The following is an 18,378-nucleotide window of genomic DNA, read 5'->3' on the forward strand; positions in this document are numbered from 1 at the left end:
AAGGAGTGGAGCGGCGGGGACCTGCTGCTGCAGATCTGCGCCGACGACGCCCTCACCCTCGCCCACGCCCTGCGCATGGTCGTCAAGGACGCCCGTTCCTTCGCCAGGGTGCGCTGGATTCAGCGGGGCTTCCGGCGTGCCGCCGGCACCCACGCCGCGGAGCAGACCCAGCGCAACGTCATGGGCCAGCTCGACGGGACCGTCAACCTCTCACCCGGCACCCCCGAGTTCGACCGGGCCGTGTGGGTGCGCGAGGGACCGTCCTGGCTGCGCGGCGGCACCACGCTGGTGCTGCGGCGCATCCGGGCGGAGATGGAGACCTGGGACGCCGTCGACCGGGTCGCCAAGGAGTTCACCGTGGGCCGCCGCCTGGACAACGGCGCCCCGCTCACCGGGCGCGACGAGCACGACGAGGCCGACTTCACCAAGCTCAACGCGATCGGCTTCCCGGTCATCTCCGAGCAGGCTCACATCCGCCGGGCCCACGTCGCCGATCCGGGAATGCGGATCCTGCGCCGGGTCTACAACTACGACGAGGGGCTCACCCCGGACGGGCGCGCCGACTCCGGGCTGCTGTTCGCCTCCTACCAGGCCGACATCGCCCGGCAGTTCATCCCCGTCCAGCGCAGGCTGGACGAGGCCGATCTGCTCAACGAGTGGACGACCCCGATCGGCTCGGCGGTCTTCGCCATCCCGCCGGGCTGCTCCCCAGGCGGCTGGATCGGAGACACCCTCCTCACCTGAGGGGACCCCGCCCCTGCCGGCCTTACGGATGACCTTCCCGCGGAAAGGACGATCGTTCGGAGAGCAGGCCGGTGAGGGGCGTCCGGTGCCCGGTGGCCAGGGCGGAGGCGAAGGCCGCGGGCCCGAGCCGGTCGAGCAGTGCCGCTCGCAGGGCGGGGACGAGGTCCTCGCCCCGCGCGGGATCGAGGCGTTCGGCGGCGCCGAGCAGGACCGCGGCGCGGACGAGGTGACCGGTCGCGTGCTCGGATCCGGCGAGCAGGAGCAGGTCGCTCAGCAAGCGGCGCGGGTCACCAAGGCCGACGGCGAGCCCGGCGCCCTCGGCGAGGAGGTGCCGTGCCCGCTCGTGGTCACCGCGGAGGGCCGCGGCCCGGCCGAGCCCGAACAGGCAGCGGGCCGTGCAGCGAAGATCGCCGATACGGCGGACCTCGGCGAGTACGCCGCCGAACCGGGTCGCGGCCATCGCGTGGTCCCCCCGGTGCTGGTCGAAGCAGGCCAGAAAGACCTCGGCGTGCAGCCGCTCGTGGTCGTTGCCGACGGCGTCGGCCAGCCGCCTCGCCTCGTCCAGCCAGCCCGCCACGTCATCGAGCCGGATCCGGCCCTCGACCGCGCGGATGGCCATCTGGTTGAGGCAGTTGGCGCGTTTGACATGGTCGTGGAGCCGGCCGAACAGCTCGGCGGCGTGGGTCAGCCGGGTCAGGGAGGTCGAGGTGTCCGGGGTGGCCGTGCCCAGGCCGGACAGCGCCAGGGCGCGGTGCCAGTCGTCGCCCAGCCGCTCGAAACGCGACGCCGCCTGCTCCAGGTGCTCGATCGCGGACGCGCGGTGCTCGCCGTACATCATCGCCCAGCCGAGGGCGAGAAGGGCGAGAGCCCGGTCCTCCTCGGTGCCGTGCTCGGCGCGCTCGCGCGCCTGCTCGGCGAAGGCCCGCGCCCGCCCGGTGTCCTGGTAGGCCAGCAGGAAGGAGCAGGTGACCGCGGCCCGGATGTCCAGGACGCCCCCCGGCGGGGGCCGTTCGAGCAGCCTGTCCAGCCAGCCGAACAGTTCGCCGCGCGCGCCGAGGACCTCCCACCCCGTACCGACTCCGGCGAGGAACTCCCAGGCGGGTGCCGTCTCCCGCTGTTCGAGGGCCCAGCGCATCCCGGCCCGCACGTCCGCCCAGCGGCGGTCGAACCAGCGCAGCGCGGCGGCCTGATCCCGCCCTCGCAGGTCGGGCAGGGCGGCCACGCCGTGGCGTAGATGGTGCAGGGCGTGCTGCTCACGTGCCGTGCCGGTGGCGCCACGCGCCAGCAGTCGCCGGTGCGCGAACTGGCGGACGCTGTCGAGCAGGCGGTATTCGGTGGTCTGGTCCCGGCGGCGGCGGGAGAGCAGGGACCGGTCGAGCAGGCGCGGGAAGAGCCGGACGAGGTCGGCGGAGTCCAGCGGCGGATAGGCGAGAATCCGCGTCGCGGTGTCGTAGTCGAACTCGCCGGGAAACACCGAACATCGTTCGAACAGCAGCCGTTCGTCGTCGCCCAGCAGCTCGTAACTCCACCTCAGGGCCTCCTCCAGGGTGCGGTGCCGGCTCGGGACGCCGTGCGGCCCACCGGTCAGCAGCGCGAACCGGTTGTCCAGGCGCTCCAGCAGCTCGGCCGGTGAGAAGACCCGGATTCGCGCCGCCGCGAGCTCGATGGCCAGCGGCAGCCCGTCCAGCCGGCGGCAGATCATCGCGACGTGCCTGGCATTGCCGGAGGTGACCTCGAAACCGGGAGAGACCGCGGCCGCGCGGTCGGCGAACAGCAGTCCGGAGGCCGCACCCAGCACGGCCGCCGGATCGTCGAGTTCCCCGGGAAGCGGCAGGGGCGGAATCTCGTAGACGACCTCTCCCGCCACCCCCAGCGGTCCGTGGCTGGTGGCCAGCACGCGCAGCCGGTCCGTGGTGGTCAACAGGTCGGCGAGGAGTGCCGCCGCGGTGGCGGACACGTGTTCGCAGTTGTCCACCACGAGCCAGTGCCCGCCCTCGGCGAGCGCACCGCGTATCAGGGCGCGCAGCCGCCGCCCGTCCCCGGTGACGCCGAGGGCGTCCGCGAACGCCCGCTCCACGGGGTCGCCGAGGATGTCGGCGAAGGCCCGCTCCCCAGGATCGGCGGGGGGTACGGACGCGAGGTCGACCAGGACGGCGGGCGGCAGGGTGGTCGCCGAGTGGGCCAGGTGCAGCGCCAGCCGGGTCTTGCCGGTGCCGGCGGGACCGGTCAACGTCAGCAGCCGGTGGGTGCCGGCCAGCCGCAGGAGGTCCTCGGTCTCCTGGATCCGTCCCACGAACGACGACAGCGGTCTGGGCAGCCTGCCACCGGGGTCCCGGCGGGCCCGTAGCCGTGCCGCCGCGTCGATCAGGGCCAGGCGGTTCGACCCGCCGAGCTTGCGCAGCAGGGACGACACGTGGCTCTCCACCGTCCGTTCCGACACCCGCAGGCCGGCGGCGATCTCCCGATTGGGCAGGCGATCCCCCACCAGCCAGAAGACCTCGAGTTCCCGCCGGGTCACTCCGGCCGCCCGCAGTGGATCGGGGAAGGTGTCGGATCTCATGAGGCGAGTATCCTCGCCGGCCGCCCGGACGGTCCCCGGCGAATCCGCCACGAGCCGTCTCCGCGCCGTCTCCGCGCCGCCCTCGGTACGGAGCACGGACGCTTTTTCCGTACCGGGCACGGATGCGCGGCGCGCGGGCCCGCTGTCGAATGAGGGAACGCTCGAAGAAAGGCGGAGACGACGATGAGCACTTCCAGCCGGCACCTGGTGGCGAACGCCAGAGACCGGATCCGCAACATGTCGGTGGCGGAGGTCGCCGAGGCACTCGAAACCGGTGCGGTGACGCTGGTCGATCTCCGGGAGCCCGACGAGGTCCAGCGCGAGGGCGCCATCCCGGACGCGGTTCAGGCACCTCGCGGGATGCTGGAGTTCTGGGCGGACCCGGCCGGCCCGTACCACCGGGCCGAGTTCGACCCCCTGGTGCGGACCATCCTCTACTGCGCCTCAGGCGGCCGGTCCGCGCTCGCCGCGCAGACCCTGCAGGAACTCGGGTACACCGACGTGTCGCATCTCGACGGTGGCCTGGCGGCGTGGAAGGACCAGGGCCGCCCGGTGACCTTCCAGACACCGCCCTCGCCGCCCGGCGACCGGGAGGACCCGTGACCGGTCCCAGGTGAACGCGGGGCCGACGTCCCTTCGCGTGTCGTCGCACACTCACACCGGCCCTCGAACATGACCGGACGATGCCCTCCCCGTGAAGCGGGACGTCGGCCGGGTCTCCGCGACATCTCCGGGAGGGAGGGGCATCATGGGAGACCCCGCCGGAAACGACGCGGAGCCCGCAGGGCCCCCGACATCCTCACCGGAGGGATCGAGATGAGACTCGCGGACGCTCGTGTGCTGATCACCGGTGCGTCGTCCGGCATAGGGGCCGCGACCGCGCGGGCGATGGCCGCCACGGGGGCCCGCCTCGTCCTGTCGGGGCGCGACCGGGACAGGCTCGCGGCCGTCGCCTCGGAGACCGGCGGCCGGGCGCTCGTCGGCGACCTCACGACGGACCTCGCGGACCTCGCCGAGCGCGCGGGACCGGTCGACGTGCTGGTCGGCAACGCCGGGTGCGGGTGGGCAGGGCCGTTCCCGGCGATGCCGGACGGTACCGTCGAGCGCCTGGTCGCGGGGAACCTGACCGCTCCCATCCTGCTGACCCGCCTCCTGCTGCCCGCGATGATCGAGCGCGGCCGGGGACACCTCGTCTTCGTGGCCTCGATCGCCGGGGCGATCGGGGTGCGGGACGAGGCGGTGTACGCCGCCACCAAGGCGGGCCTCCTCGGCTTCGCCGAGAGCCTGCGGTACGAGTCGCGCGGGATCGGCGTGTCCGTCGTGCTGCCCGGCGTGGTGGAGACCCCGTTCTTCGAGCGGCGCGGCGCCCCCTACACGCGGCGATGGCCCGTGCCGATCCCCGCGGAACGGGTCGCCCAGGCGATCGTGTCCGCCGTCGAGGACGGCAGGCCCGAGTCGTACGTGCCGGGCTGGCTGCGGCTGCCGGCCATGCTGAAGGGCGCGGCGCCCGGCCCCTTCCGCGCCCTCGCCGGGATGTTCGGCGGGCAGCCGGAGCTCAGCCGCCGCGCAGAGCCCGGATCGACTCCCTGACCGAGGTGAGCGTGGCGAAGACGGCGGTCGGCTCGTATCCGCAGTGGGCCATGCAGTTGGCGCACCGGTCGTCGCGCCCCCGGCCGTAGGCGTCCCAGTCGGTCTCGGTGACCAGCTCCCGATAGGTGGCCGCGTAGCCGTCGGACATGAGGTAGCAGGGGCGCTGCCAGCCGAAGAGCGAGTACGAGGGGATGGCCCACGCCGTGCACGGGAAGTCGATCCTCCCTTCGAGGAAGTCGAGGAAGAGCGGGGTGTGGTTGAACCTCCACCGCCGCCGGTTCCCGCCGGCGAACGCCTTGCGGAACAGCTCCCGGGTCTCCCGCACGCCGAGGAAGTGCTCCTGGTCGGGCGCCTTCTCGTACGCGTACCCGGGAGAGATCATCATCTCGTCGACGCGAAGATCGTCGTTGAGGTAGTTGAGCACGTCGACGACCGTCTGAGGGCTGTCGGTGTTGAAGAACGTCGTGTTCGTGGTGACCCGGAAACCACGGCGCCGGCATTCCCGGACCGCGGCGACGGCCTCGTCGAACACGCCCTCCTTGCACACCGACTCGTCGTGGCGCTCGCGCATGCCGTCCAGGTGGATCGTCCACGCGAAGTATCGCGAGGGCTCGAACTGGTCGATCTTCTTGGGGATCAGCAGCGCGTTGGTGCACAGGAACACGTACTTCCTCCTGGCGACCAGTTCCCGGACCAGCTCCCCTATCTGCGGGTGCATGAGCGGTTCCCCGCCCGCGATCGAGACCATGGGCGCGCCGCACTCCTCGATGGCGGCCAGGGCCTGCTCGACCGGCATGCGCTGTTTCAGCACGTCGGCGGGGTGCTGGATCTTTCCGCAGCCCGCACAGTGCAGGTTGCAGGCGAACAGAGGCTCAAGTTCCACCAGAAGGGGGAACTTCGCCCGCCCGCGCAGCTTCTGGCGAAGGATGTAGCCGCCGATGCGAAGACTCTGGCGGATCGGTGTCGGCATCTGGGTTGCATCTCCTCGGGTAATGGAACGGGACGGACTCCTCGGGGAGAGAGGGGGAGATCGCGGCGGCCCAGCGGGCCAGGACCGGGCCGAGCCGGCGCAGCACGCGGTACGCCACGGCGCCGCCGCGTATCGTGGCCGGGCGCAACAGCGCGGCACCGGCGATGTCGGCGACGACGCGCAGCGCGGCGAACGGCAGGCCGGGCACCGCGCCCGCCAGCGGCCCGGTCTCCATGTCGACGGCCGCGGCCCCCTCGGCGGCGAGCCTGCAGCGTTCGGCCCCTGTCACGATGTGATCGGAGGTGACCAGCGGTCCGGTCCGCGCGGACAGGCCGGCCCGGGCCAGCTCCTCGGCCAGCGGCCACGCCGAGGGACAGGGCACCGCCCGGCCCGCGAAGCGGATCTCGCTCGCCACCAGCACGTCTCCCGGGCGCAGGCCCTCGTCGAGCGCCCCGCAGAAACCGGTCACCGCCAGCGCGCCCGCCGGCGGGAGCCGCGCCGCCGCGCTCGCGGCGCGGCGCGGGCCCATCCCGGTCCGGATCACCCGCACCTCCTCGGCCGGCAGGCCGCTCCGTACGGCCCGCGCCTCGACGGCCAGGGCGGTGCAGATCAGCAGGCCGGTCACCCGGCGTCCACGGTGACCGCCTCGTCCCTCAGCGCGGGCCTGGGATGCGCGGGCACCTCTTGGGAGCGCACGTAACGGCCCAGCGCGCTGATCGGGAAGACGAGCCGGTAGAGGTGGTAGTTGATGTAGAAGGCGCCGGGAAAGCCGGTCCCGGTGAAGTACGGCTCGTCCCAGCCGCCGTCCGGGCGCTGGTGGCCGACCAGCCACTCCACGCCGCGCTCCACCGCCGGTGACCGCTCCCCGGCGGCGAGCAGCGCCATCAGGGCCCATGCCGTCTGCGAGGGAGTGGAGTGGCCGCACCCGATCCAGCGGGGATCGGTGTAGGAGCGCAGGTCCTCCCCCCAGCCGCCGTCGTCGTTCTGGTGCCTCTCCAGCCAGGCGACGGCACGCCTTATGCACGGCTTGCCGGGCCGTACGCCGGCCGCGATGAGCGCGGGGAGCACGGCGCCGGTGCCGTAGACGTGGTTGGCCCCCCAGCGGCCGAACCACGACCCGTCCGCCTCCTGTGCCTTCAGCAGCCAGACGACGGCGCGTCGCAGGACGGGGGAGTCCGGCCGCTCCTGCGCCAGCGCCTCGACGACGTGGGCGGTGACGTCGGCGGACGGCGGGTCGATGACCGCGCCGAAATCGCAGAACGGCAGCTTCTTGCACATCTCGCGGGTGTTGTCGGCGTCGAAGGCCCCGAAGCCGCCGTCGCGGGACGCCATGCCCGTGATCCAGCGCACCCCGCGGTCGATGGCCGGCCTGGCGTCCGGGTGACGCACCCGGCGCAGGGCGAGAATCGCCTCCGCCGTGTCGTCGATGTCCGGGTAGCCGTCGTTGTCGAACTCGAAGGCCCAGCCGCCGGGTGCCAGCGAAGGGCGCCGTACGGACCAGTCGCCCCGGCTCCGGATCTCCTCGGTGAGCACCCAGCCGGAGGAGGCGAGGAGGGCGGGATGGTCGGCGGGCAGGCCCGCGTCGAGAAGGCCGTTGATCGCGAGCACCGTGTCCCACACGGGGGACTGGCAGGCCTCCAGCCTGCGCCCCTTCTCGTCCCGGATGGTGAACCTGTCGAATCCCTCGATGCCCTTCCGCATCACCGGATGGTCGAGAGGGTAGCCGTGCAGGCTCAGCGCGATCAGCGAGTACACCCACGGCGGCTGGATGCCGCCCCAGGACCCGTCCGCCTCCTGCCTGGCCACGATCCACCCGGCGGCCCGCCTCAGCGCGGCCCGCCGCAGGCCGGGGACGGGACGTCGCTGGTAGCGGTGCAGGACGCGGTCGAGCGCGGTGAACGGCCCGTGGGGGTGCGGCGGCACGGGGCGTCCGGTACGCAGTTCGGCCAGGTCGAACGGGAGCGGCCGGACCGGGCGGTGCGCGCTCACGATGGTGAGCGGGACGATCGTCTGCCTGGCCCAGCAGGCCCAGTCGTAGACGTTGAGCGGGAACCAGCGCGGCAGGAACATCATCTCGGGGGGCAGCACCGGGAGGTCCTCCCATCGCCACTGCCCGAACAGCGCCAGCCAGATCCGGGTGAACACCCGGCTGGCCTCGATCCCACCGGATTCCCGTACGAACCGGGCCGCGGCTCGCAGGTGAGGGGCGTCGGTCCGGTCACCGGCGAGCCGTAGTGCGGCGTACGCCTCGATCGTGGTGGACAGGTCGCCGGGACCGCCGTGGAAGTTGGCCCAGGTCCCGTCGTCGCGCTGCTCGGAGCGGATCCAACGGGCCGCCTGGGCGGTGTCCTGCTCGGTGCGGATACCGAGGAACTCCCTGAGCAGCAGGTCCTCGGCGTCCATGGTCACGTTCGTCTGCAGTTCGCCCTTCCACCACCCCTCGGGCGACTGGAGGCCGAGCAGGTGGTCGCATGCCGCGTCGAGGGTGAGTTCGGCGGAAGTGGAAGCGGCGACGGCGGTCATGTCAGTGGCCCCTGGATGTGAGGAAGCGGACGATGTCCAGGAATTCGGCGCGGACGTCCGGGGGCATGTCCGCGCCGGCGAGATGGTGTTCGGCGGCGTCGAGCCGGTGCTTGGCCTCGGTCTCGGCCCATGCCCGGCCGCCGGCCTCCTCGACGAGCCGGGCGGCGTCGCGCAGGTCGGATTCGGACAGCGGCAGGGGATCGGCCAGCAGGCGGGCGAGCCGCTCACCGGCCGGTGTGTCGCTGGTGAGCGCGGCGACGATCGGCAGCGACTTCTTGCGGGCGCGCAGGTCGGAAAGGACCGGTTTGCCGGTCGTCTCGGGGCTGCCCCAGATGCCCAGCAGGTCGTCGACGAGCTGGAAGGCCAGGCCGGCCTCGGTTCCGAAGGCCGTCAGGGCGGCGACCAGCGGAGCGGGGCCGTTCACCACGGTCGCACCGATCGAGCAGGCACAGGCCAGCAGGGAGCCGGTCTTCTGCGTGGACATCCGCCGGCACTCCGCCAGGCTCACCTCCGCGAGCTGTTCGAACTCCAGGTCGAGCGCCTGGCCGGCGATCAGCTCCCGGGTGGCGACGGCCAGGTGCCGGGCGGCCCGCAGGCCGGGGAGGCCGCCCTCCTCAAGCAGCAGCTCCCCCGCGAGCGAGAGCAGGGCGTCGCCGGCGAGGATGGCCGCGGAACAGCCGAAGACGGTCCACGCCGCCGGCCGGTGCCGCCGCATCCGGTCGCCGTCCATGATGTCGTCGTGCAGCAGCGAGAACGCGTGCACGAGTTCCACCGCGGCGGCGACCGGCAGGCCCTGCTCCTGGCCTCCCCCCGCGGCTCTCGCCGACAGGATGGCCAGCGCCGGGCGTAGCGCCTTGCCGCCGGAGGCGGCGGGCAGACCCGCCGGATCGGCCCAGCCGAGGTGGTAGGCGGCGACGCGCGAGGTCAGTGGGTCGAGCCTGGCCACGGCGTCCCGGAGTACGGGCTCCACGAGCCCGCGGGCGGCCGCGACCGAGGGCGGGATGACCGCCGTCACCGGGGACGTTCCCTCTTCAGATGACGCCTGACCAGGCAGGTCGCGTTGAGTCCGCTACGCACGGCAGCCTCCATCGTGTCGGGCCAGCCCGTGTCGGTCCACGCGCCGGCGAGAAACAGTCCGGGCCACCGGGTGGCGGCCTCGGGGCGGAGCGCGCCACTGCCTGGGCACTGGCGGAAGGTGGCGCGACGTTCCCTCGTGACGAAGAAATCGATGATCCGTGCCTGCCGCGCTCCTGGGAAGATCTGCTCAAGCGCGGGTACGAACGTGGCGCGCACCCGCGCGGTGGGTGTGTCGATCCACTGGTCCGCCGCGGAGACCGAGACCGCGAGGTACTGGCCTTCGCGCAGCCCCGCGGCGCCGGTCTTGTCGAACACCCACTGCACGGGCGAGTCCACGACCGCCGCGAACGGCACCCGGGTGACCCGCCGGTCGTAGACGACGTGCACGTTGACGATCGGGCTCGCGTCCAGGCCGCGCCAGCGCTCCCTGCCGGGAGCGGCCTGTTCGGGGACCAGGGCCGCGGCCTGCTCGTGCGCCGTGGCGACGATGACGGCGGACGCCTCGACCCGGCCGCCGTCCACGACCACGGAGTCCCGCTCGATGGCGGTGACCTTCGCCGACAGGTGTACGGCACCGCCGCGCCGTTCGATGGCGGTCCGTGCCGCGTCGCCGTGCAGCTCGCCGAGGGGCACGGTGGGAACGCCGATGTCGGCGGCTCCCGCCCGGCCGAGCAGCGCGGTCTTGAAGACCATCGCCGCGGGCCCCAGGGCCGCGCCCTCGACCCCGACGTTCAGGGCCGCCATCGCGAACAGCTCCCAGAGGGCGTGCCGCGCGCGCTCGCGCTGCCCGTGGGCGGTCAGCCAGCTCCCGAGATCGGTCAGGTCCAGCGCGGGGTCGGCCGGGTCGAGCCGGCGAAGGGCGAGTGAGACCCGCATCGCGCGCAGCCGGTCGGCGGGCTTGAGCAGCCGGTATCCGGCCAGCGCCGGCAGCAGGTGGAACGGGCCGGGCAGCACCCCGCGTCGGAGGCGCCCGCACCGCCCCGCGGGGGTGAGCACCCGTACGTCGAACCGGTCCTGCAGGCGTACGCGTCCGGCGACGCCGAGCCGGTCGAGCAGGCCGCGATAGGCCGTGCAGCAGCGGAGGAACACGTGCTGGCCGTTGTCGACGCTCAGCCCGTTCCTGACGAAGGAGTGGGTGGCGCCGCCCAGCCTCGGCCGGGCCTCGTACAGGGTCACGCGGTGACCGGCCTCCCCGAGCGCGACGGCGGCGGCGATGCCCGCCAGCCCGCCGCCGACGATCGCGACCGGAGCGCCGCTCATCGGGCGGCCCCCGCCAGGGCGCGCGCCGCCACCATCGCCTTCTGCCACGGAGGCAGTGACAGCCGCGAGGCCAGTGCCGCGGCGGGATCCGCGGCGATGCGGCCGAGCAGGCACCGGTAGATGCCGGCCATCGCCGCGGTGCACGCCGCGCTGCGCACGTCGAGTGCGGTCAGCAGGCGCATGCCGTCGTCGAACCAGTCGCGCGCCCGGTCGGCCTCGAACCGCATCAGCGCGGCGAGCCGGTCGGGAGGGTCGGTGAACCTGCCGGAGGAGTCGATGTTCAGGGTGCAGCCGAATCGCCTGAGGTCCTCGGCGGGGAGGTAGGTCCGCCCGGCCAGCCGGTCCTCGCGCACGTCCCGCAGGATGTTCGTGATCTGCAGGGCCACTCCCAGCGCGTCCGCCAGGTGCGCCACCCCCGCCGCGTCCCCGCCGCCCCCGCCGCCCCCGCCGTCTTCGGTGCCCGCGGTGCCCGCGGTGCCGAAGACGCCGAGGGAGAGCCGCCCGATCGACCCGGCGACGCATCGGCAGTAGGAGAGCAGTTCGTCGAAGTGTTCGTAGGTCTCCCCGAGTACGTCCGCGGCGCACCCGTCGATCAGCTCCTCGAACGCCGACAGCGGCAGCGGGTAGCGGAGGACGGTGTCGTGCAGCGCGACCAGCACCGGGTCCTCGGGGTCGGGCCGTGCCGTGCCGAGTGCGGCGCGCGCGGCGGCCAGGTCGGTCAGGCGCTGCCCGTCGGGGCCGTTTCCGTCGGCGATGTCGTCGATCCGGCGGGCGAACGCGTAGACCGCGCTGAGCGCGCGGCGCTTGGGAGTCGGCAGCAGCCGGAGACCGTAGGAGAAGTTCCGGGCCTTCCCGCGGACGATCTGTTCGCAGTGCCGGTAGGCGTCAACGGTGTCCACGGTCGTACCCCCTGCTCGTGAGGATCCGCAGCCAGGCCGTCAGGAAGCGCGCGCCGCGCGGGCGTACCGCGCGTCCGAGAACGTCGTGGTCGGCCCGGGACAGTGCCGCGGTGGTGGCCCGGCCGCCCGCGATGTAGCCCGCGATGGCGAGGCGGGCGAACCCCGTCGCCGATCGGGCGAGCCGGCCTCCCTCGTCGAGCAGCCGGTCGGCCCGCCGCGCCTGGAGCGCGACGACATCGCGCAGCCGCGCCGAGGCGGTGGCCGCGGCGAGATCGTCCTCGTCGCAGCCGAACCGGCGCAGATCCTCGCCCGGCAGGTAGACGCGGCCCCGGGCGTAGTCCTCCCCGACGTCCTGGCAGTGCTCGATGATCTGCAGCGCCGTGCACACGCGGTCGGACAGGGCCAGGCGGGAGGGGGTGACCATGTCGAACACGTGCAGCACGATGTGCCCGACGGGGTTGGCGGACAGCTCGCAGTAGGAGAGCAGGTCGTCGAAGGTGTCGTACCGGCTGACCGTCTGGTCGCGCCGGTTGGCCTCGATCAACCGGTGAAAGGGCTCGGCCGGGACGGAGCAGGTCTCGACGGTGCCCGCGAGCGCGCGGATGACCGGCAGGCGGGGAGGCCGGCCGGCGTACAGGCGGGCGAGGTCGTCGTCGACGGTGTCGAGCAGCCGGAGCGGATCCCCGGCCTGCGGCTCGTCCCCGATGTCGTCGACGGTCCGTGCGAAGCCGTACACCGCGAGGAGGTGGCGGCGGTGGGTACGCGGCAGTACACATGAGGCGACCGGGAAGTTCTCCCGGCGCGCTTTGAGCATGACGTTCCGCGTATCGGCTCCCCTCCAATTCATAAATTGAGGTTGTCCCCGGCGGGCTGTTATAAACGCGGATGAACGATCTGCTGGTTTTTATCGGTGAGAGCTGGGAAAATATTTAGTATCGCGTTATATCTCTGTCTTTGGAAAAATGATGATTCTTTTGCCGGGGGGTGGGTTGGATCGGGTCCGGGTAAAAGCCTTCACAAAAAGTGGTGCGGCTTTTGCGGCGTGCTTTTTCGAGGAGCTGTGATCTCACGAACGTCATGAAGGGCCGCGCGGTCGCCGGAGACGCCGTGGTCCCGGAGCGGTCCGATCCGCAGACCCGCGGAGCGGCAGCGGTTCACCAGTTCGGGCAGGGCGCCGAGTCCCGACCGCCAGGAGCCGGGGGCCGAGGTGTGGTCGGAGTCGTGCAGCAGGAGTGTCGCCCTGCCCCGCAGACCGGATGCCAGGGTGGCCAGCACCGAGGCCGGGCTCGCCGAGCGTGTCCAGTCCCTGCCCCACGCGGTCCACAGGACGGGACGCAGTCCCCGCAGACGGGCGGCGAGCAGTGTCTCGGCGCTGAGGACGCCGTAGGGCGGCCGGTACCAGGTGGGGTCGACGCCGGTGACGGCGGCGACCAGATCGGCCGCCCGGTGCGTCTCGGCCGCCATCCGGCCGGGACGGGTCGCCAGGGCGTTCTCGTGCGACCAGCCGTGCACCGCGATCTCGTGGCCCTCCGCGACGATGCGGCGGCCCAGCGCGGGGTGACGTTCGAGCATCTCGCCGAGGACGAAGAAGGTGGCCAGGCACCCGAGCCGTTCCAGCTCCGCGAGGAAACGCGGGGTGGATCGCGGGTCGGGCCCGTCGTCGAAGGTCAGCGCGACATGGTCGGCGAGGCCCACCCCGGCGAGGCCGGGCAGCAGCCGGCGCACGGAGGGCAGCCAGGTCGCCGCGGGCCCCGCGTGCAGAATGGCCAGACCGGTGAGGGTCAACGCGGCACGGTTCACCGTGTCAAGTCTGTGTCACGGGAGCCGTGATGCCAACGCGACGCACTGTGCTGATCGTCAGTGCCGGTATGGGAGCCGGGCACGACGCGGTCGCGGTGGAGCTGGCCAGGCGGCTCGCCGCCGAGGGCGTCGAAGCGGAGATCGTCGATGTCCTGAGGCTGCTGCCGTTCCGGCTGGGAGTGGCGCTGCGCGGTTGGTACGGCTGGATGATGCGCTCCGCGCCCTGGCTGTACGCGCTGATCTACCGGGTCTTCTTCGTGTCGGACCGGGCGCCGCCGACCTCGCCGCTGACGGTGATGGCCGCGGCACGGCTGCGCGGGCTCATCCGCCGCCGGATGCCGGCCGAGGTCGTCTCGACCTTCCACCTGGCCGCGCAGGCGGTCGGTCACCTGAGGCTACGCGGCCGCCTGCCGGTCCCCAGCACCGTCCTGCTGACCGACTTCGCGGCGCATCGGCTCTGGTTGCACCCGGGCAACGACCGGTACCTGTGCTCGGATCAGGCGACCGCTCGCGCCGTTCACGCCGCGACCGGCCGCCCGGCGTTCTGTCACGCTCCCCTGGTACGCCCGGAGTTCCGGCGGTCAGGGGGCGACGTGACGCCGGTGCGTTCCCGGATCGGTGCCCGCGCCGGGGAGCGGCTGGTCCTCGTCTCGGCCGGCGCGTGGGGGGTGGGCGGAGTCGAGGAGACGGCCCGCGTTCTGGCGCGCTCGGGGCGGTACCTGCCCGTCGTCCTCTGCGGGCACAACCGCGAGCTGCGCCACCTGCTGCGGCACACCGGTGTCGCCCTCGGCTGGTGCGACGACATGCCGGACCTGATGGCCGCCGCGTACGCGCTGGTGGACAACGCGGCGGGCCTGACCTGCCGGGAGGCGATGGCCGCCGGGGTGCCGGTCATCTCCTACCGGCCGATTCCCGGCCACGGCAGGGACGGCGCGCTGGCCATGGCGCGGGCCGGGCTGAGCGTGTACGCGGGTGACGCCGGGGAACTGCTCGCCGCGCTGGACCGTCTCGGGTGCGGGGCGGAACGGACGCGGCGGATCGCCAGGGGGGCCGCCCTGTTCGACGCCGCGCCCGCGGAGTCCTTCCTCGTCTCCGTGCGGCACCTAGCGGACGAGCGGTGACCGGCTCAGCAGGACACTGCCGTAGAAGATCAATCCCACTCCGATCAGTTCCGGGCCGATCCACCAGCCGAGCCGGATGTTCTCACCGAACAGCGCGACGCCGTACATGATGCTGACGACGGGGTCGGCGATGTTGAGCGTCGGCTGCACGACCACCAGGGACGCGCTGCTCAGCGCGCTCTGCAGCACGAACACGCTGAACAGACCGGCCACGATCATGGCGTACAGCGACCAGCTGGTCAGTACGGCGACGTTCTCCGCGGTGAAGAGCTCGGTGTTCTCCTTGATCAACGCGGCGGTGAAGGCGAATCCCACGGCGGACGCGATCCCGAGCAGGGCGCCCCGGTGCGGGCCGATGCGGGCCTTCGCCATCGCGACCAGGGCGGCGGCGACGACGACCGTGACGATCACGGCGATCAGCCAGATGTCCGCGGTCGGGGCTCGGGTTCCGCTCTGCCCCGGATCGGCGGAGACGAGGAAGAGCGCCAGCCCGACGGTCAGGATGCCGATGGCCAGCCATGACCCCCGGTCCAGGTGGACGTGCAGGATGAGCGAGAGGAGGATCATCGTGAAGGGCAGCTCGGTGACGAGAATGGGCTGCACGAGGGCGAGGGCGCCGAAGTTCAGCGCTGCCGCCTGCAGCAGGAAGCCCCCGATGAGCGCGGCCATGCCGCCCAGCCATGAGGGTTGCCGGATCAGGTAGCCGATCAGCGCCAGTTTGAACACCCGGCTCTGCGGTGCGGTTCGCGCCGCCTGCCGCTGCAGTACCGACGAGAGGGCGTTGCAGGCGGCGGTGAGCACGGCCAGGATCGCCGCGATCATCGGCGCACGGCTTTCCGGCTCCCGATGGTGTGCCGTCCGGCAATGGGGATCATCGAGCGCGTCACCTTTTCCGCGATGTCATGGTGCCTCGGCGCCGTTCCGGCGACAGGGACGTGGGCGGGCTATGGCGTGTCGACCGGCAGGACGCATCCCGTGACGACGGCGTGTCCGCGGGACATGAATCCCTCCTCGACCTCGGTTTTCAGGGCCTGAGGGGAAGAACGCCCCCTGTCACGGGCTGATCACGTGATGCGGGCGATGTCACCTTAATTCAGCGGCGGAGGACCGGGCGGGAAATACCGTGCGCCACGCGGGCGGCGGTCCGCCACGAAGAATTCTCCGGGGCTCTGGCGGGATAATGGTGTTGAGGTTTCTACGGTATTTAGATGATATTTGTGGATTTGCGGGATGGTGGGGGTCGCCTTCCTGGAAAGCCGATGGCCCGGGTCCGCCGGAAAGCGGTTGTCGGACCCGCTCCCTACACTCGCGGCATGGATCTGAGGCGGCTCACGGACGAGGTCGAAGCGGTGTCGAGCACCTATGCCCACAGGAACGGGATCACCCGGGACGACACCTGGTTCCTGCTGAAGCTCCAGGAGGAGGTGGGCGAGCTGACGCAGGCGTTCCTGATGCGTTCCGGCCAGGCCAGGGACAAGGGGCACTCCGCCGACGAACTGGAGCTGGGCTTCCGGTCCGAGCTCGCGGACGTTCTGGCACAGCTCCTGGTCATGGCACGGCATCACGGGGTCGACCTGGAGGCGGAGGTCGAGCGGAAGTGGATGCCCTGGCACCCCGACCGGCTTCCCGACGAGGGCGTCAGGAGTCGCGGAGCAGTTTGATCAGCAAGACGATGATCAGAGTGGCGACGGCCACGGCGGCGAAGAGAACGCCGAAGGCGACGACACCGATCACTATGAGCTCCCATGTTTCGGGGAGAAAAGGGGTGCTTCCCGCGTAGGTCGGCACGGCGGCTCCTGGTCGGCCGGGGGGCTGTTGTCACCGGGCGAAAAACCGGTCCGGTATGAGAAGGGTCTCAGCTTCGGGCCCGGTTCGGCGGCCGGCCTGCCGCCTGTGCTGTCGGTCGAAATCGGTGCGGGTGGCACACCGGCCGCCGGTCATGTGGCCGGCCGTCGGCACGCGGAGGTCCTTCGGGTGTCCGCCGGAGACGTGACCCGCACGTCCCGAGTGTCCCGCCACCCGTGACGGAGATGGGCCGCCCCTGCGGCGTGAGCTACCTGTCAGCATAAGTCCGTTTCTTCTAAAGAAACAGAGTTTCAATGGAAGAGACAAGTCGTCATGCTGTACCTGTCGACGTGCCCACCCCCCCGTGGAGACTCAATGTTCTCAGTGCTCTTCCTCGTCGTAGCGTTGGCCCAGCTTCTCCTGCTGACCGGGTTCCTACGACAACTGTCCGCGCGACGCCGGCCGGCCGACCTGATCCCGGCGGGCCTGACGGTGGTGCTCGCCTACGAGAACCTGGTGATCGGCATAGGCGGCTGGGTCGGCGAGGGCGCGCTGCTGAGCGGGCTGAACCTGCCGAGGTTCTTCGGGCACGCCCTGCTCACCCCGATGCTGCTGCTGTGGGGACTGGCGTTGCTCCGCCGCTTCTCCACGGGCTGGGCGATGCGGAGGGGCACCGTCGTCACGGTCTGCGCGACGGTGCTGTTGCTGATCGTCTACGACGCGTCCTTTGACGTCTTCGGGGTCGTCCTGGAACCCGAGCGGTGGGCGGACACCCTGCGCTACGTCAACGTCGGGGCGCCGGACGGCCCCCCGCTGGCCGCGATCCTGACCGGTCTCGGACTGCTGGTCGCCGGCGGTCAGATGCTGGTCGAGACGCGGTCCAACCGGCTGCTGATCGCCGCCATGGTGATGGCGAGCGTGGCCGGGCTCGCCGGTTACCTGCCCATCCTGGGCAACGTCGGCGAGCTGGTGCTGATGGCGGGTGTTCTCTCGGCGATGCGGCAGGAACGCTCCACGACCCGCATGTCCATGGGCGACGTGTCGCGCTGGGCACGCCGGATGGGCTGGATCACCTGGCCGCTCTTCGTGATCGGAGGCGTCATCACGTACGTGCCGATGTTCGGTGAGCTGGATCCGGCCTCCGGCCTGCCGGTGAGCCCCGAGCAGTACACCCTCGGCAGCACCACGCAGGGAATCTGGCTGGTCCTGCTGACGGTGCACGCGCACTTCAGCATCCTGGTCTACGGCCTGGGCCGCCGAGGCGGCGCGTTGCGCAGGTTCCACGTCTGGTTCGGCCACGCCAACCTGTTCCTGACCTTCGGCGGCCAGATGTTCTTCATCTTCCCGCAGACCGCGTCCATCGGGTCGGCGGCGACCCAGCTGGTGCTCGTCACCATCTCCGTCCATGTGCTGCTGGGTGCCTACTTCGCCCTCCGGCGGAGCCGTCCGCGCAAGGGGCGCGTGCTCGCGTCGGCCGCCTAGGGGGGGGCGGTACCGCGAGACCTCCGGCCGGTCGCGTGCGGCCGCCCCCAGGCCGCGCCGCAGCGCGGGCCGGTGACCTGGACCGACGGCCTGGTCCTCAGGCCGGACTCCATGCACGTCACCGCGGGGGCGGACGACCGATCCCACCCGCGACGAGATCGCGGGTGGCCCGGCCCGCTCGGCTTCTCGTACGCTCCGCGCATGGTTCGGAGCAACGCGGAAAGCGTGGACGGTTACCTCAGCGAGGTCCCCGACGAGCACAGGGAGGCCCTGACCGGCCTGCGTGAGCTGTGCCGTACGGAACTGAAGGGTTTCGTGGAGGTCATGGCGTACGGGATGCCCGCCTACCAGCGGGACGGCAATGTTGAGATCGCCTTCGCGAGCCAGCGGCGGCACATCTCCCTCTACCTCATGCGCGACGACATCCGCACGGCCTTCGAGGAGCGTCTGGCCGGGCAGGACATGGGCAAGGGCTGCCTGCGCTTCCGCGGGCCGGAGAGAATCGACCTCGATCTCGTACGGGAGCTGCTGGCGGCCACCTCGGCCGGGCCGGGCGAGAGCCGCTGA

At 72.0% G+C, this 18,378-nt stretch carries 18 protein-coding genes; 7 read left to right on the plus strand and 11 right to left on the minus strand.

What is annotated here, in order from left to right:
* Positions 1-744: Dyp-type peroxidase (locus AB0K21_RS00005; protein WP_364146647.1), on the plus strand; the 744-nt coding region annotated here is incomplete at its 5' end.
* Positions 745-766: 22 nt separating this feature from the next.
* Here the strand turns inward: AB0K21_RS00005 and AB0K21_RS00010 are convergent.
* Complete coding sequence (locus AB0K21_RS00010) at positions 767-3,304, minus strand: LuxR C-terminal-related transcriptional regulator (RefSeq protein WP_364146649.1); 2,538 nt, start codon at positions 3,302-3,304, stop codon at positions 767-769.
* A 183-nt stretch (positions 3,305-3,487) separates the two neighbouring features.
* On the opposite strand from AB0K21_RS00010, the gene AB0K21_RS00015 reads away from it, so the two are divergent.
* Complete coding sequence (locus AB0K21_RS00015) at positions 3,488-3,907, plus strand: rhodanese-like domain-containing protein (protein ID WP_343964774.1); 420 nt, start codon at positions 3,488-3,490, stop codon at positions 3,905-3,907.
* A 213-nt stretch (positions 3,908-4,120) separates the two neighbouring features.
* On the plus strand, positions 4,121-4,894 hold the full coding sequence (locus tag AB0K21_RS00020; protein ID WP_343964772.1) for an SDR family NAD(P)-dependent oxidoreductase: 774 nt from the start codon (positions 4,121-4,123) through the stop codon (positions 4,892-4,894).
* On the opposite strand, the gene hpnH is transcribed toward AB0K21_RS00020, so the two are convergent.
* The 8 genes from hpnH to AB0K21_RS00060 all read right to left on the minus strand — a co-directional run bounded on the left by hpnH (position 4,860) and on the right by AB0K21_RS00060 (position 13,423).
* Positions 4,860-5,864, minus strand: coding sequence for an adenosyl-hopene transferase HpnH (gene hpnH / locus AB0K21_RS00025; RefSeq protein WP_343964770.1), 1,005 nt, complete (start codon positions 5,862-5,864; stop codon positions 4,860-4,862). The genes AB0K21_RS00020 and hpnH overlap by 35 nt on opposite strands.
* Positions 5,767-6,489: a hypothetical protein gene (locus tag AB0K21_RS00030; protein ID WP_364146653.1), complete on the minus strand. Its 723-nt coding sequence runs from the start codon at positions 6,487-6,489 to the stop codon at positions 5,767-5,769. Before AB0K21_RS00030 ends, hpnH begins: the two co-directional genes overlap by 98 nt.
* A complete protein-coding gene (shc, locus tag AB0K21_RS00035) occupies positions 6,486-8,387 on the minus strand; it encodes a squalene--hopene cyclase (protein WP_364146656.1) in 1,902 nt (633 codons plus the stop codon). Before shc ends, AB0K21_RS00030 begins: the two co-directional genes overlap by 4 nt.
* A 1-nt stretch (position 8,388) precedes the next feature.
* Complete coding sequence (locus tag AB0K21_RS00040; RefSeq protein WP_343970162.1) at positions 8,389-9,402, minus strand: polyprenyl synthetase family protein; 1,014 nt, start codon at positions 9,400-9,402, stop codon at positions 8,389-8,391.
* Complete coding sequence (gene hpnE, locus AB0K21_RS00045; protein ID WP_343970158.1) at positions 9,399-10,724, minus strand: hydroxysqualene dehydroxylase HpnE; 1,326 nt, start codon at positions 10,722-10,724, stop codon at positions 9,399-9,401. Before hpnE ends, AB0K21_RS00040 begins: the two co-directional genes overlap by 4 nt.
* Entirely contained in the window at positions 10,721-11,623 is a 903-nt protein-coding gene (locus tag AB0K21_RS00050) for a squalene/phytoene synthase family protein (protein ID WP_364146659.1), read from the minus strand. The genes hpnE and AB0K21_RS00050 overlap by 4 nt, the downstream gene beginning before the upstream one ends.
* On the minus strand, positions 11,610-12,437 hold the full coding sequence (hpnC, locus tag AB0K21_RS00055) for a squalene synthase HpnC (protein WP_364146662.1): 828 nt from the start codon (positions 12,435-12,437) through the stop codon (positions 11,610-11,612). Before hpnC ends, AB0K21_RS00050 begins: the two co-directional genes overlap by 14 nt.
* Positions 12,438-12,637: 200 nt before the next feature.
* Positions 12,638-13,423, minus strand: a complete 786-nt coding sequence (locus tag AB0K21_RS00060; RefSeq protein WP_364146665.1) for a polysaccharide deacetylase family protein — start codon at positions 13,421-13,423, stop codon at positions 12,638-12,640.
* 29 nt (positions 13,424-13,452) lie between these two features.
* Between AB0K21_RS00060 and AB0K21_RS00065 the strand changes: the two genes are divergently transcribed.
* Positions 13,453-14,544, plus strand: a complete 1,092-nt coding sequence (locus AB0K21_RS00065) for a hypothetical protein (protein WP_364146667.1) — start codon at positions 13,453-13,455, stop codon at positions 14,542-14,544.
* Here AB0K21_RS00065 and AB0K21_RS00070 read toward each other — a convergent pair.
* Positions 14,527-15,366 (minus strand): DMT family transporter, encoded by an 840-nt coding sequence (locus AB0K21_RS00070; RefSeq protein ID WP_364146669.1) that lies wholly within the window; start codon positions 15,364-15,366, stop codon positions 14,527-14,529. The genes AB0K21_RS00065 and AB0K21_RS00070 overlap by 18 nt on opposite strands.
* A gap of 491 nt (positions 15,367-15,857) precedes the next feature.
* On the opposite strand from AB0K21_RS00070, the gene AB0K21_RS00075 reads away from it, so the two are divergent.
* The gene (locus tag AB0K21_RS00075; RefSeq protein ID WP_364146672.1) at positions 15,858-16,205 is read left to right on the plus strand and encodes a pyrophosphatase; all 348 of its coding nucleotides are present in this window, start codon (positions 15,858-15,860) and stop codon (positions 16,203-16,205) included.
* Here the strand turns inward: AB0K21_RS00075 and AB0K21_RS00080 are convergent.
* Positions 16,183-16,332, minus strand: coding sequence for a hypothetical protein (locus AB0K21_RS00080; RefSeq protein ID WP_343970138.1), 150 nt, complete (start codon positions 16,330-16,332; stop codon positions 16,183-16,185). The genes AB0K21_RS00075 and AB0K21_RS00080 overlap by 23 nt on opposite strands.
* A 372-nt stretch (positions 16,333-16,704) precedes the next feature.
* Here AB0K21_RS00080 and AB0K21_RS00085 point away from each other — a divergent pair, with 372 nt between their 5' ends.
* Both AB0K21_RS00085 and AB0K21_RS00090 read left to right on the plus strand, forming a co-directional pair.
* Complete coding sequence (locus tag AB0K21_RS00085; protein WP_343970135.1) at positions 16,705-17,811, plus strand: hypothetical protein; 1,107 nt, start codon at positions 16,705-16,707, stop codon at positions 17,809-17,811.
* Positions 17,812-18,012: 201 nt separating this feature from the next.
* Positions 18,013-18,378, plus strand: coding sequence for a DUF1801 domain-containing protein (locus tag AB0K21_RS00090; RefSeq protein ID WP_343970133.1), 366 nt, complete (start codon positions 18,013-18,015; stop codon positions 18,376-18,378).

Source organism: Streptosporangium sp. NPDC049248, assembly GCF_040678965.1.
GTDB classification, from domain to species: domain Bacteria; phylum Actinomycetota; class Actinomycetes; order Streptosporangiales; family Streptosporangiaceae; genus Streptosporangium; species Streptosporangium fukuiense.

What these genes read in the sequence shown, in the direction of transcription:
- AB0K21_RS00020 (WP_343964772.1), top strand. Translation starts at nt 4,121, where the DNA reads ATGAGACTCGCGGACGCTCGTGTGCTGATCACCGGTGCGTCGTCCGGC.
- hpnE (WP_343970158.1), bottom strand. Translation starts at nt 10,724, where the DNA reads ATGAGCGGCGCTCCGGTCGCGATCGTCGGCGGCGGGCTGGCGGGCATC.
- hpnC (WP_364146662.1), bottom strand. Translation starts at nt 12,437, where the DNA reads ATGCTCAAAGCGCGCCGGGAGAACTTCCCGGTCGCCTCATGTGTACTG.
- AB0K21_RS00065 (WP_364146667.1), top strand. Translation starts at nt 13,453, where the DNA reads ATGCCAACGCGACGCACTGTGCTGATCGTCAGTGCCGGTATGGGAGCC.
- AB0K21_RS00090 (WP_343970133.1), top strand. Translation starts at nt 18,013, where the DNA reads ATGGTTCGGAGCAACGCGGAAAGCGTGGACGGTTACCTCAGCGAGGTC.
- AB0K21_RS00085 (WP_343970135.1), top strand. Translation starts at nt 16,705, where the DNA reads ATGTTCTCAGTGCTCTTCCTCGTCGTAGCGTTGGCCCAGCTTCTCCTG.
- shc (WP_364146656.1), bottom strand. Translation starts at nt 8,387, where the DNA reads ATGACCGCCGTCGCCGCTTCCACTTCCGCCGAACTCACCCTCGACGCG.
- AB0K21_RS00075 (WP_364146672.1), top strand. Translation starts at nt 15,858, where the DNA reads ATGGATCTGAGGCGGCTCACGGACGAGGTCGAAGCGGTGTCGAGCACC.
- hpnH (WP_343964770.1), bottom strand. Translation starts at nt 5,864, where the DNA reads ATGCCGACACCGATCCGCCAGAGTCTTCGCATCGGCGGCTACATCCTT.
- AB0K21_RS00015 (WP_343964774.1), top strand. Translation starts at nt 3,488, where the DNA reads ATGAGCACTTCCAGCCGGCACCTGGTGGCGAACGCCAGAGACCGGATC.
- AB0K21_RS00070 (WP_364146669.1), bottom strand. Translation starts at nt 15,366, where the DNA reads ATGATCGCGGCGATCCTGGCCGTGCTCACCGCCGCCTGCAACGCCCTC.
- AB0K21_RS00010 (WP_364146649.1), bottom strand. Translation starts at nt 3,304, where the DNA reads ATGAGATCCGACACCTTCCCCGATCCACTGCGGGCGGCCGGAGTGACC.